Annotated in this window: 9 protein-coding genes; 5 read left to right on the plus strand and 4 right to left on the minus strand. The window is 67.1% G+C overall.

Annotation, left to right across the window (positions count from 1 at the left end; all coding sequences use genetic code 11):
• Nucleotides 1-26 precede the first annotated feature (26 nt).
• Nucleotides 27-236 carry a Flp family type IVb pilin gene (locus tag V3B64_RS00120; protein ID WP_049398483.1) on the minus strand — a complete coding sequence of 70 codons (210 nt, stop codon included), beginning with the start codon at nucleotides 234-236 and terminating at the stop codon, nucleotides 27-29.
• Between the two features lie 686 nt (nucleotides 237-922).
• Between V3B64_RS00120 and V3B64_RS00125 the strand changes: the two genes are divergently transcribed.
• The 4 genes from V3B64_RS00125 (at nucleotide 923) to V3B64_RS00140 (ending at nucleotide 8,476) form a co-directional block, all read left to right on the plus strand.
• Nucleotides 923-1,903, plus strand: a complete 981-nt coding sequence (locus tag V3B64_RS00125) for a helix-turn-helix domain-containing protein (protein WP_032128070.1) — start codon at nucleotides 923-925, stop codon at nucleotides 1,901-1,903.
• A 235-nt stretch (nucleotides 1,904-2,138) separates the two neighbouring features.
• Nucleotides 2,139-7,166 (plus strand): YadA-like family protein, encoded by a 5,028-nt coding sequence (locus V3B64_RS00130; RefSeq protein WP_329913304.1) that lies wholly within the window; start codon nucleotides 2,139-2,141, stop codon nucleotides 7,164-7,166.
• A gap of 61 nt (nucleotides 7,167-7,227) precedes the next feature.
• Nucleotides 7,228-8,064 (plus strand): OmpA family protein, encoded by an 837-nt coding sequence (locus V3B64_RS00135; protein WP_012511335.1) that lies wholly within the window; start codon nucleotides 7,228-7,230, stop codon nucleotides 8,062-8,064.
• 121 nt (nucleotides 8,065-8,185) lie between these two features.
• Nucleotides 8,186-8,476: a hypothetical protein gene (locus V3B64_RS00140; RefSeq protein ID WP_019659952.1), complete on the plus strand. Its 291-nt coding sequence runs from the start codon at nucleotides 8,186-8,188 to the stop codon at nucleotides 8,474-8,476.
• Nucleotides 8,477-8,561: 85 nt separating this feature from the next.
• On the opposite strand, the gene V3B64_RS00145 is transcribed toward V3B64_RS00140, so the two are convergent.
• Entirely contained in the window at nucleotides 8,562-9,389 is an 828-nt protein-coding gene (locus tag V3B64_RS00145) for a class I SAM-dependent methyltransferase (protein ID WP_329913305.1), read from the minus strand.
• Between the two features lie 63 nt (nucleotides 9,390-9,452).
• Between V3B64_RS00145 and V3B64_RS00150 the strand changes: the two genes are divergently transcribed.
• The gene (locus tag V3B64_RS00150; RefSeq protein ID WP_032128067.1) at nucleotides 9,453-9,860 is read left to right on the plus strand and encodes a MerR family transcriptional regulator; all 408 of its coding nucleotides are present in this window, start codon (nucleotides 9,453-9,455) and stop codon (nucleotides 9,858-9,860) included.
• A gap of 73 nt (nucleotides 9,861-9,933) precedes the next feature.
• Here V3B64_RS00150 and V3B64_RS00155 read toward each other — a convergent pair whose 3' ends face one another.
• Nucleotides 9,934-10,650: an MgtC/SapB family protein gene (locus V3B64_RS00155; RefSeq protein ID WP_024957423.1), complete on the minus strand. Its 717-nt coding sequence runs from the start codon at nucleotides 10,648-10,650 to the stop codon at nucleotides 9,934-9,936.
• Between the two features lie 100 nt (nucleotides 10,651-10,750).
• Entirely contained in the window at nucleotides 10,751-12,523 is a 1,773-nt protein-coding gene (locus V3B64_RS00160; protein WP_329913306.1) for a chloride channel protein, read from the minus strand.
• Nucleotides 12,524-12,555 lie beyond the last annotated feature (32 nt).

Below are 12,555 nucleotides of genomic sequence, written 5' to 3' on the forward strand. Positions count from 1 at the left end.
CAGCCGACGGCTGCGCGCGGTCCCGGTCAGCCCCCGCCGCCGGCAGGCGGTGCTGCACTACCGGAGGCCTTGGTGGCCAATGCGGAGAGATTGGTGAACAGGGTCTCGAAGAAGGACTTGATCTGCGCATTGCCGACCGCGATCAGGATGCCGGCAATCACAGCCGCCAGCAGGCCGTACTCGAGTGCGGTAACGCCATCTTCTTCCTTCAGGAACTTGCGGATCGATGCGTTCATGACGTTTGTCTCCCTCTACCTGTCTGCTACAGGACACCTGTTGGGCGGTGGCCCGGCTCCGCCGGGATCGTCCGTGGACCTCCGCACGTCCTGGCGGAGGAGGCACGGCGGGATGGACCCGCTGTGCTCAAGCAGGGTGATCGTTTCCAGGCGGGACGCCGTTCGCGCAACCGCGACCGCGCGGCGCGGGGCCGGTGGTCGACGTGTCGAGCGATACGTGCATGGTCATGCTGTCCCCCTGGGTGCGGTCATTATCAAAGACCGGATCACCGTGTTATCGACTTTGCCTGAATGGCGGCCGGCTGCAACCGGAACCTATATGCAAATTCGGCAGAATCCCATTGGTCCTTAATTTCAAAGCCGGGTTCTGTGACGGAAATCCGTTCGCCCGCACAACGATTCATCGACGTGCAGATAATGTGAGGCAGGCTTCAGGTCGCATGCGAAAACTGTGCCAAACGCGACAATCTGATTTTCACCTCTGTATCCCTCTTATTCAACGCGGTGCAGATGTTTACCCCGTTGAATTATCGGGCATACTCGCATTCAAGTACTCGCGTTTCTTTTGGGGTGCGCACCTTGGCGGCGCGCATCCCGGTGATGGAAGAGATTCCATGAGAGGTGCGCGCCCTGTCAGGCAGTGGGGGCCGTACCGCACGGCGGATAATCGGGGGGACGACACTGTCATGGTCGATGGTGGGGTAGGAGACAGCGACGACAGCGGCCTGCGGTCGATCGACCTGGCGACGCTGAGCGGCGTGCTTCGTGTATGTGATGTCGAACTGCTTCTGCTCGATGGCAATGGGCCGCGGGCGGCCTTCGCGTCACGCGTGCACGAGGAGGCGTTGTTCTGCAGCATCAGCTGTGGATTCCATTGCCGTGGACGTTTCATGCTGCCGCCGGACTGGGCGATGCTGGGGTATCTGCATGCGACCGATGAAACCCTGAGCTGGTGCCATGGCGTACCGCTTGCCCCTGGGATGGCGCTGACCGTGATGCCCGAGGGCATCAGCGAGTTCACCCTGAGCCCGGGCACGCACATGACCCTGATGCTGGTGCCGGTGGCACGGGTGCAACGCAAGCTGACCGAACTGAGCCTGCGCAGCACGCCGCCGGCCGGACAGGCGCTTTCACTGTTCAATCTCGCCAGCGAGGCCGCCCCGCTGGCACAGCATTACCAGCAGCTGCACCTGCAGCTGGGCCAGGGCACGGGCCTGCAGCCGGAAGAAACCGAGCGGCTGCTGCACGAACACGTGCAGGCACTGCTGGGTGCGGGTTCCGCCGAACGCCCGGGTTGCAGCCGTGCGCGGCGCACGCATTATCTGATCGCACAGCGGGCGGAAAACTTCATGCGCCTCAACCTGCGCCGCAATATCTACATGAATGAGATCTGCGACGCTGCCGGTGTCAGTGAGCGTGGGCTGCGCTACGCGTTCGAGGACCTGTTCGGTACGTCGCCCAATCGTTACCTGTCGATGCTGCGCCTGTGCGCAGCCTGCCGCAGCCTGTCGATGGCCGATTCCAGCCGCCGTTCGGTCAAGGCCATCGCCCTCAGTTGTGGCCTGTGGGACCTTTCGCGTTTCGCCGACAACTACCGCAAGGTCTTCGGTGAACTGCCGCGTGACACGCTGATGCGCGCACCCGCGCAGATCGGCCAGCCCGCCTGATCCAGGCCCCATAAGGGTTTCCCGGCGGTTCCTGCCGGAATTGCATATCCGCTTGCCGATATGGTTGCCGCTTCTGCATAACCGGCTGCCGATTCCGACCGTGGATTTGCCGGAATGCGCGATTGCCGTGCCGGAATGAAGTGCGCAGCCGCCGTTGCAAACGCTGAAATGTCAGTCACCTGCCTAACGGCAAGTCCACTGACATTCCAGTTGTTCGCCTACGGGGGAAATGCTCATGAACCGCATCTACCGGCGTGTATGGAACCGCCAGCTCAATGCTCTGGTTGTGGCCTCGGAACTGGCCACCGGCGATAGCGGCGGCAGCGCCGCCCGCGATCCGCGCAGTGTCCTGCTGATGCCGACCGCACTGGCCCTGGCCCTGCTGTGTGCGCTGGCCAGCGGGCATGCAGGAGCATCCGAATCCAATCAGTCGCTGCGTGATCTGCAGGCACTGGCCGCGAAGTACGCGCAGCCGATGCCGGTCAAGGTCGACGCAGAAGTCGCGCTGGCCGCGGCATCGCGCCAGGCGCAGAGCAGTCCGGCGATCAGCGCAGACGCGCGTGTGGGCCTGCAGCTGAGTACGACCTCGCTGCCGATCGTGCGCGACGTGCTGCCGGCTACCGTACAGGTGAAGCTGGCGGCGAACGCCGCGCCGAAGCAGGTCGCGGTTCCTGCACTGGCCGCCGATGCTCGCGCCAATGTCGGGCTGGGGCACGCAGCGTCCAATGTGGCGAAGATGGATGCCTCACTGGCGGCCAACGTTGCGCCGTCCGCGCATGCGCCGCTCGGTGTGGCTGCGGATGCGCAGGCGAAGGCCAGGGTTGGCATCGCCGGTGCCCAGGCGGCCTCGATCGATACCGGTGCCAAGGCGGCCGTAGCTGTTGCTGGCGCATCCGCTGGCTCGCTGTCCGGCCTCAAGGCGTCCGTTGACGGCAAGGTGGATTCGCAGCTGAAGCTGGCGGGCCACCAGATCGATGGTCAGGGGCAGGTCAAGGCGACGGCGGCGGTCACGTTGCCGGCAAAGGAGGAGCTGCCGGGCGAGACCCATGATCGTGCGATCACCGCAGCTTTCGATACCGGTGTTGCCGGCAAAGTGCGCGTGCAGGCGCCCGATGGCCAGGAAGTCGTGGCCGACCGCAATCTGAAGCTGGCCGGCCAAGCGACTGTGGCAGCGCAGAACAGCGCACTGGGCGTGGGTGGCCTGGTGGGCGGCGTTGTCGGCGCGGCAGGTGGCGCCGTGGGTGGCGTGCTTGATGGCACCGTAGGCAACACGGTTGGTGCGGTGGGCGGAGCAGTGGGCAGCACGCTCAATGGCGCCGTTGGCACGGTTGGTGCAGTCGGCGGCACTGTGGGTGGTGCACTCAACGGCACGGCTGGTTCGGTCGGCAGCACCGTCGGCGGCGCACTCAACGGTGCAGTTGGCACGGTTGGTGCAGTCGGCGGAACCGTCGGTGGTGCGCTCAACGGCACGGTCGGTTCGGTCGGCAGCACCGTCGGCGGCGCACTCAATGGTGCGGTTGGCACGGTGGGTGCAGTGGGTGGCGCCGTGGGCGGCACGCTCAACAATACAGTGGGTGCAGTGGGCAGCACCGTCGGCGGTGTACTCAATGGCGCTACAGGTGGCAGCACCGGCGGCCTCGGTGGCCTGCTGGGCGATACGCTTGGCAATGTCGGCGGCGCCGTCGGCAACCTGCTCAATGGCAACCTCAACGGCACCATCGGCAATCTCGGCAGTGCCGTAGGCGGCCTGGTCGGCGGCACCCTCGGCGGTCTAGGCCTGACCAAGCCCTCGGCGATCCCGCCGACCAGCCCGAAGGCGCCGGCTCCGGCCGATCCGAACGCGGGCCTGATCATCGGCACCGGTGGCCTGGTCGGCAATGTCGGGCAGCTGATCGGCCCGACCACCACCAGCCTGTTCGGCGGCAACGGCTACCTGAGCAACGGCAACCTCAAGCTCAGCAACGCCAACGTGATGCAGACCTACTCGACGGTCAATGTGCTGGGCCTGCCGGTGGTCAACCTGTCGCCGGTCGGCAGCACCCTCAATGGCCTGGGCGGCGCCGTCACCGGCGGCAGCTCGCACCTGACCCTGATCGGCGGTGTCACCTCCGACAGCTACATCTACAACATCAACAACGGCAATCCGGGCGGCCTGCTCGGGCTGCTGCTGCCGAAGGATTCGCCGGCATGGGCGGCCAAGTGCCTGGATATCGTCCTCGCCGACATCTCCTGCTGGGCAGTCAATGCGGCGCAGGACTACCAGGTGCTGATGGGTGACGGCGCCTTTGCCAACGGTTCGAAGGAAGTGGTGATCGGTGCCAATGCCCGCCACGAGCTGCCGAAGGTCGATGCCAACGTCGCCTTCCCGGGCGCCGGCACCAATGATCCGAGCAACCCGACCGGTGTGCCGACCGCGGACTACGCCGCACGCATGGGCCATTCGGTGATCGTCGGCGACAGTGCGGTGGGCACGGCCAACGGGCAGACCCTGCTCGGTGCCGAGGCGACGTCGAACCAGGCCAACTCGGTCGCACTGGGCTACCGCTCGGCCGCGCTGCGCGGCGCCCAGGCCAGCTACAGCGCCTATGGCCTCACTGCGCCGCAGGTCTCGGCCGGTGAAGTGTCGGTGGGTACCGCCGGTGGCGGTGAGCGCCAGATCACCAACGTGGCCGCCGGTAGTGTCAATACCGATGCGGTCAACGTGGCCCAGCTGAAGGGTGCCATCAGCCTGATCGATGATGTGGCGGCCGCTGCGGTGACCTACGATCTGGACGGTGCCGGCAATCCGAACTATCGCCGCGTCACGCTCGGTGCGGGCACCGGCACTACCACCATCGGCAACCTGGCCGGCGGTGCGGTCACCGCCGGCAGCCTGGAAGCGGTCAATGGCGGCCAGTTGGCGGCGACCAATGCGGCCATCGCCAGCTTCTTCGGCGGTCGCGCAGCCTTCGATCCGGCCAGCGGTGCCTTCACAGCACCACTGTTCGAGATCAGCACCATCTCCACCGGCGGTGCGATCGCCAAGGGTCTGTATGAGAACGCCACCGATGCCTTCGCCGCGGTCGATGGTTCGCTGGTCAACCTCAACACGCAGATCACCGACATCCGCAACGGTGGCACCAAGTACCTGCGGGTGAACTCGACCGGTACCGAGGCACTGGCCAGCGGCGCCGACTCGATCGCGGTCGGTACCAACGCCCGCGCCACCGCCGCCAACAGCATCGCGGTGGGTGCCGGCAGCCTGGCTGACCGTGCCAACAGCGTGTCCATCGGTGCCGCGGGTGCTGAGCGTCAGGTCACCAACCTGGCTGCGGGTACCGCAGCGACCGATGCGGTCAATGTCGGCCAGCTGCAGGCGTCGGAACAGGGGGCACTGCGCTATGACCTCAATGGCGATGGCAGCGTCAACTACGCCAGTGCCACGCTCGGCCAGACCGGCACGGCCACCACGCTGCGTAATCTCGGCCCGGGCCAGGTCAGTGCCACCAGCAGCGAGGCCATCAACGGTGCCCAGCTGTTTGCGGCCAACCAGGCCGTGGCCACCCACCTCGGTGGTGGCGCGGCGGTCAACGCCAGCGGCGTGCTGACCGCACCGACCTACTCGATCAACAACGTCGCCGCCAACGGCACCGTAACCAAGGGCAGCTACAACGACGTCGGTACCGCCTTCGATGCGGTCAGCAACTCGCTGGCCAACGTTGCCGACCAGACCGATGAGATCGACAAGCTGGCCGTGAAGTACGACGTCGATGGCAGTGGCAACGTGCTCAACAGCGTGACGCTGACGGGTACCGGCACCGGCGCGGTGAAGATCACCAACGTCGCCGCCGGCAGCATCCTGGCCGGCAGCAGTGATGCCATCACCGGCGACCAGCTGTTCAGCACGAACAGCACCATCGCCAACTACTTCGGTGGCACCACCGCGTACAACGGCACCACCAACGTGTGGACCGCGCCGAAGTTCAGCATCTCCAGCATCGCCACCGACGGCACCTTCACCAGCGGCGACTACAACAATGTCACCGCCGCCTTCACTGCGGTGGACGGCTCGCTGAAGGTCCTCAACCAACGCATCACCAACAACAGCGGTGGCAGTGCCTACCTGGCAGTGAACTCGACCGCAGCGCCTGCAACGGCTGCCGGTGCGGAAGCGGTGGCGGTCGGCCCGCAGGCCAGTGCGGCCGGTGCCAACAGCGTGGCGGTCGGCAACGGCGCCAGCGCCAGTGCCGGCAACAGCGTCGCCCTGGGTGCCGGGTCGGTGGCCAGCGTCGGTGCGCAGAGCGGCTACACCGGCGCCTATGGCCAGACCGGCGCCAGCAACTCGGCCGGTGAGGTTTCGGTCGGCAGCACCGGCAGCGAGCGCAAGATCACCCATGTCGCCGACGGTTCCGATACGTACGACGCAACCAACGTCGGCCAGCTGAAGAACGGCGTGAACTACGCCATCGACGAATCGAAGAAGTACACCGACCAGAAGATCCAGAACATCACCAACGTGGCCGGCAGCTTCCGCGCCAACAACACCAACAACCTGGCCGATCCGTCCGCCAGCGGTGCCAATTCGGCCGCAGGTGGCGCAGGCTCCACCGCCGCCGGTGCCAACTCGACCGCGCTGGGCAATGGCTCGCAGGCGCAGGCCGACAACTCGGTGGCGCTGGGTGCGGGTTCGGTGGCGAACCGGGCCAACACGGTCTCAGTGGGTGCCGCCGGTGCCGAACGCCAGGTGGTCAACGTGGCCGATGGTTCGCAGGCTACCGACGCGGTCAACGTACGCCAGCTGCAGGCCTCGCAGCAGGGTACGATCCGTTACGACACCACGGTGAACGGCGCGACCAACTACAACAGTGTCACGCTGGGCAGCACCAACAGCGGCCCGACCACGGTGCGTAACGTCGCCGCCGGCACCGCCGGTACCGACGCAGTCAACGTCGACCAGCTGAAGTCGGGCATGGCGCAGACCCTGGACTGGTCGAAGGCATACACCGACGAGCGCATGGGTGGCTTCGAGCGCGACCTGCGCAAGACCGACAACCGCGCCTCGGCCGGTATCGCCTCGGCTATGGCCACCGCAGCACTGCCGCAGCCCAGCGAAGCGGGCCGCAGCATGGCCTCGGTCGCCGCCGGCAGCTACAACGGCGAGTCGGGCGTGGCGGTTGGTATCTCCGGTGTCTCCGAAGGAGGGCGCTGGATCTACAAGTTCAGCGGCTCCACCAACAGCCGTGGCGAGGCCGGTGTGGCCGTCGGTGCAGGCATCCAGTGGTGATCCCCGCCGCCGGGCCGCACGCGCGGCCCGGCATCGCGGAAACGTCCAAAGGGGGAATGACATGAAACAGCATCGCATCGCCCGCACCGGCCAGATGGCCGCAGTGCTGGGCCTGGTCCTGGGAATGGGCCTGCTGGCCGCCTGCCGCAGTCATGCGCCGGCCGCCGAAGGTCCTGCCGAAACCACCGCCGTGCAGTTCCCGGAGGCCTCGAAGGCCTCGTTGAAGGAAGGCATCTATCCCGACGTCGCCGACCTGCGCCGCTTCGCGCCGGGCATGAGCAAGCGCCAGCTGTACACGCTGCTGGGCACGCCGCATTTCAACGAGGGCATGTGGGGCGTGCGCGAGTGGAACTACCTGTTCAACTTCCGCACTGCGCAGGGCGCGGAGTACTTCACCTGCCAGTTCCAGGTGCGATTCGACAGCAAGGGCATCGCCCAGGGTGGCTACTGGAAGCCTGAATCATGTGCGGCGGTGCTGGACCCGCCGCGGCCGCCGGCCCCGCCTGCACCGGCGCCGTTGCCGGAGCAGCCGTTGCGCCTGTCCGCCGATGCGCTGTTCGGTTTCGACAGCGCGGTGCTCAGTGCCGAAGGCCAGCAGGCCGTGCAGGGCGTGCTGGCGCAGGTGCGCGAGGCCAGTCAGGTGCAGTCAATCCGGGTGACCGGGTATACCGACCGTATCGGCAGTGCCAGCTACAACCAGGCCCTGTCGCAGCGACGTGCCGAGGCCGTGCGCAGCGCGCTTGTGCAGGGCGGCGTGCCTGCAGCCAGCATCAGTGCCGAAGGACGCGGCGCGGCCGAGCCGATCGTGCAGTGCGAGCAGCGCAACCGTCGCGAGCTGATCGCCTGCCTGGCGCCGAACCGGCGCGTGCAGATCGCGGGTGTGGCGCAGCCACGCTGAGAATCCTGCGCCGGGGCCACGCCCCGGTATCCCGAGTCCCCCCTGACCGCCGGCAGGACGTGGCCACGTCTCCCCCGTTGTCCACGCCTGCCGGCGGCTCAGGTTTTCCATGGTGCACGCGATGAACGCCCAATTCCTGCCTCTTTCCATGAAGACGGAAACCACACTGAGTGTGTACGGCCAGCTCGGCAATCATGCGGTGGTGCGCATTCCCGGGCGGCGCCTGCCGGGGTTGATCCTGCAGGCAGACACCGTGGCCGGCTTCCTGGCCCAGTTGCAGGAAGCCCAGGCCTGCCTGCGCAGCGGGCGCGCACAGCGCACCGACGCCGAGCTGGACATGCTGATCGACGTGCTGCAGCAGTGGTATGCGCTGATTGAATCGCGCCTGGCGGACGCCGGCGAGGCGCTGTAGTAGAAAAAGGGGACGGAGGGGATTAAGTCGTTTCCGGCACAGCCGGGGCAAGAACGACTTAATCCCCTCCGTCCCCTTTTTTGTATCAGGCGCGGGCGCGGACCAGCCAACAGGCGGCATCGACGCGCACACGGTCGCCTTCGATGAAGGGCGCGAACGCGGCCAGCGCCTTGTTTCGAAGTGCGTCGGCGCGGTCTTCGGGCAGATTGCGCAGCGCCAAGCCCAACGGGCCCAGCTGGCCGACATAGGTCGGCAGTTCATCGCGGGCAATCGAGCACGGCAGGTCTACCGCGACCAACTCCACATCCTTCCAGCCGGCGGCCTGCAACAGACGCTGCACGCGCTGGCCATCGGCAAAGGCGAACTGGCCGGGTGCTCCTGGCACGCGTGGGGGTAGATCGAGTTCATCGCCAATGGCACGCTCGGCCGTCGTCATGAATGGGTTCTCCTCTGCGCTGCGCCAGGCGATGAAACGCAGCCCAGCGCCTGGCGTTGCAGCACGATGCAGGTTGGCGAAGGCGGCCTCGGTATCTTCGAAGAACATCACACCCAGCCGCGACTGGATCCAGTCGAAGTGCGCGGAGGGCAGCGGATGCTGCTGCGCATCGGCCACGATGAAGTCCGCGTCCAGTCCGGCCGCCTCGGCGCGCTGGCGGGCCAGTGCCAGCATCGGCGCGGAGATGTCCAGGCCGGTGCTGTGTGTCGCCGGGCGAGCGGCGGCTGATGCCAGCAGGCTGGCGCCGGTGCCACAGCCGATATCGAGCAGTTGCGTGACGGTTTGCGGAAGCTCGGCCACCAGCAGGTCGGCCATCGGCTGGAACAGACCATCGAGGATGGCCTGCTGGGCGACCCAGATCTGGCCGCCAGGGCCATTCCAGAGCGCATTCTGATCAACGGGGGATGTACTGGCCATGACCTTGTCCTGCCGGGAAGTTGCCCATAGGTTGATGCTTGAAGGCGACTTGAGGTCAAGCCCATGCGTGAACTGGATATCGGCGAGGTGGTGAAGCGCAGTGGCGTGCCGGCCTCGACCCTGCGTTACTACGAGCAGCTCGGGTTGTTGCAGTCGCTGGGCCGTCGCGGCCTGCGCCGGCAGTACGACGATCAGGTGCTGGAGCGCCTGGCGTTGATCGGCCTTGGCCAGTCGGCCGGGTTGTCGCTGCAGCAGATCGGGTTGTCGCTGCCGCCTCAGCACGGATGCATTACGCTGGATCGCGAAGCCCTGCTGGCACAGGCCGATGTGCTGCAGCAGCAGATCTCCCAGCTGCAGCGGGTGCGCCGTCATCTACAGCGCGCGGCGGCCTGCCCGGAAGCACAGGACGCGCGCCAGTGCGGTTCGTTCCGCAAGTTGTTGAGGGCCCAGCAGCGCCTGGCGGGTGGGTGAGAGAAGCGCATCCACGCATGGTGTGGATCTACTGCACCACAACCTCGGTAGATCCACGCCATGCGTGGATGAATCAATCGCGGGTACTGACTTCCCAGGTGGCGTGCAGCACGCCCGGCACATGCTCCATCCGCGCCAGCACCACGTCCAGCTCATCGGCACTCACGGCGGTACTGACCAGCACCGCGATCACATCGGTGGGCGCGTCGGCATGCTCGACCACCTGCACATCACCGACCGGATACTGCGCTGCTTCCAGCGCATCGACCAGGCGTTCGCGTACACGTGGCACCGCTTCGGCATCCACACTCAGGCGCACCTCGTAGGTGGCCTCGGTGGCCGTCTCGTTGATCGGGATGCGGTTGATCGCATTCACCAGCGGCCGCAGCAGGGTGTTGCCAGCGATGATCAAGACCGTCAGCAGCACGCCTTCGGCCAGCATGTCCGCGCCGGTACAGCTGCCGACCGCCGCCGAGCACCACAGGGTGGCGGCGGTGTTGAGGCCGCGCACGTTCATGCCTTCCTTCATGATCACGCCGGCACCGAGGAAGCCGACGCCGGAGACCACGTAGGAGATCACCCGCACCGCTTCGGCGCTGCCGGCGATGCGCATGCCCAGGTCGACGAAGGCAGCGGCGCCGACGGCGACCAGCACGTTGGTGCGCAGGCCGGCGGTGCGTTGCCGGTACTGGCGCTCGGCGCCGATCAGCGTGCCCAGCACGAAGGCGGCCAGCAGGCTGACCACGGTGTCGGCGAAGGGACCGGCCTGGAAGGTTTCAATGAAACGCATGGCCGGAGTCTACAGCGCCGACGTGACAGTAGATCCACGCCATGCGTGGATTTCGAGGGGCCAGAAACGACTTAATCCCCTCCGTCCCCTTTTTGCGGGGTCAGTCGGTGTCCTCGACCCGCTCGCCCATCAGTTCGCGCTGGCGCTTGTCCAGTTCCTCGGCGTAGCGCTTGCGCACGAAGGCTTCGGAGACCACGCCAAGCACCTGGCCGTCGGCGGCGACCACGGCCAGTTCGTCGGCCTGGGTGTGGTCGAAGCGCTGCATCACGGTGACCACGTCCGCGCTCGGCAGCAGTGACACATCGCGGTTTTCCGCCAGTTCGCCGACCATGGTCTCGGGCTTCACGCCGTCGCCGTACACGCGCGGAATCTGCACGATCCCGGCGTAATGGCCTTCGCTGTCGATCAGGATCACGCGGCTGCCCGAGCCCAGCGGGAAGCGCTGGCGGAAGGCGGCGGCATCGAGGTCGGCCGGGGCGGTGGCCACGCCCTCGCGCATCAACCGGCCGGCGTTGAGGTTCTGCACCCAGCCCACGTCGCGGGCGCTCTTGATGGTCTCGCCGCGCAGGTGCATGCGCCAGGTCGAGAACGAATAGCCGAACCACTGCCGCACGAGCGTGCTGGAGACCAGCACCGCGCTCATCACCACGCTGGTCAGCAGGAAGTCGTGGGTGCCTTCCAGCACCAGCATGGCCATGGTCATCGGTGCGCCGACCACCGCAGCGGCCAGTGCGGCCATGCCGGCCAGCGCGGCGGAGGTGGCGTCGATCACCGGCACGCCGGTGGCCATCGCCAGCAGGCCGGCGAACAGGGCACCGACCAGGGTGCCCATGAACAACGAGGCGAAGAACAGGCCACCGCGGAAGCCGAAGCCCAGCGAGATGCCCGAGGCCAGGCACTTCAGGGTCAGCAGGCCGCCGATCCAGATCAGTGGCAGATGCGTGGTCAGGTCCAGGTGCAGCGCGCCATGGCCGGACGACAGCACCTGTGGGCTGGCCAGTGCCAGCGGAATCAGCAGCAGGCCGCCCACCACCGGCCGGCCCCACAGTGGCAACGGGCTGCGCTTGACCGTGCCTTCGATCGAGGCGATCAACCGCATCACCGCGATGCCGACCATCGCGCAGCAGCAGCCGAGCAGACCGTAGATGGCGTAGTCGGCGGCGCGGACATCAATCGTCGAGGCCGCCGGCAGCAGGTAGGCCTCGATGCCGGCCTGGTCGGCCACGAACGCGCCGGCCAGCGCGGCGACCGCGACCGGGGCGAGTGCGGCCGGGGTATAGGCGCCGATGACGATCTCGAAGGCGTAGAACGCACCGGCCAAGGGTGCACCGAAGGCGGCGGCGATGGCACCGGCGGCACCGGCGCCGACCAGGATGCGCACATCGTTGCGGCGCAGGCGCATCACCCGGCCCAGCTGCGAGCCGCTGCCCGCGCCCATCTGCGTGTACGACGCTTCCAGTCCGACCGAGGCGCCACAGCCGTTGGACAGCAGGGTCTGGGTCAGCACGATCAGGTTGTCGCGCATCGACATGCGGCCGCCATGCAGGGCGTTGGCTTCCACCGCATCCAGCAGGGGCCGCTTGAGCCGGGTCGCGGCCAGGCTGACCAGCCCGACAAGCAGGCCACCGAGCGGCAGCACCAACAGCGCGGTCCAGGTCAGCGAGGGCAGTGAGCTCAGGCGCATGCCTTCGTCCAGCCCGTACAGGGTGCCCTGCAGCCAGCGCGCGATGCCGGACTGCAGCAGGGTCAGGTAGCCGGCGAGCAGGCCGACCAGCAGGGCCAGCGCGATGAACCACAGGTCGCTGCCGCGCAGCCGCAGGCGCAGGCCCTGGAAGGCCGCATGCAGGCGCGATGGCGAAACAGGCAGTGACATGGTGGCGGCATGATACGCCGCCACCGTGATCG

Origin of the sequence: Stenotrophomonas sp. SMYL86 (assembly GCF_036320025.1) — a bacterium.
GTDB lineage: Bacteria > Pseudomonadota > Gammaproteobacteria > Xanthomonadales > Xanthomonadaceae > Stenotrophomonas > Stenotrophomonas maltophilia_A.

What these genes read in the sequence shown, in the direction of transcription:
- V3B64_RS00120 (WP_049398483.1), bottom strand. Translation starts at nt 236, where the DNA reads ATGAACGCATCGATCCGCAAGTTCCTGAAGGAAGAAGATGGCGTTACC.
- V3B64_RS00125 (WP_032128070.1), top strand. Translation starts at nt 923, where the DNA reads ATGGTCGATGGTGGGGTAGGAGACAGCGACGACAGCGGCCTGCGGTCG.
- V3B64_RS00130 (WP_329913304.1), top strand. Translation starts at nt 2,139, where the DNA reads ATGAACCGCATCTACCGGCGTGTATGGAACCGCCAGCTCAATGCTCTG.
- V3B64_RS00135 (WP_012511335.1), top strand. Translation starts at nt 7,228, where the DNA reads ATGAAACAGCATCGCATCGCCCGCACCGGCCAGATGGCCGCAGTGCTG.
- V3B64_RS00140 (WP_019659952.1), top strand. Translation starts at nt 8,186, where the DNA reads ATGAACGCCCAATTCCTGCCTCTTTCCATGAAGACGGAAACCACACTG.
- V3B64_RS00145 (WP_329913305.1), bottom strand. Translation starts at nt 9,389, where the DNA reads ATGGCCAGTACATCCCCCGTTGATCAGAATGCGCTCTGGAATGGCCCT.
- V3B64_RS00150 (WP_032128067.1), top strand. Translation starts at nt 9,453, where the DNA reads ATGCGTGAACTGGATATCGGCGAGGTGGTGAAGCGCAGTGGCGTGCCG.
- V3B64_RS00155 (WP_024957423.1), bottom strand. Translation starts at nt 10,650, where the DNA reads ATGCGTTTCATTGAAACCTTCCAGGCCGGTCCCTTCGCCGACACCGTG.
- V3B64_RS00160 (WP_329913306.1), bottom strand. Translation starts at nt 12,523, where the DNA reads ATGTCACTGCCTGTTTCGCCATCGCGCCTGCATGCGGCCTTCCAGGGC.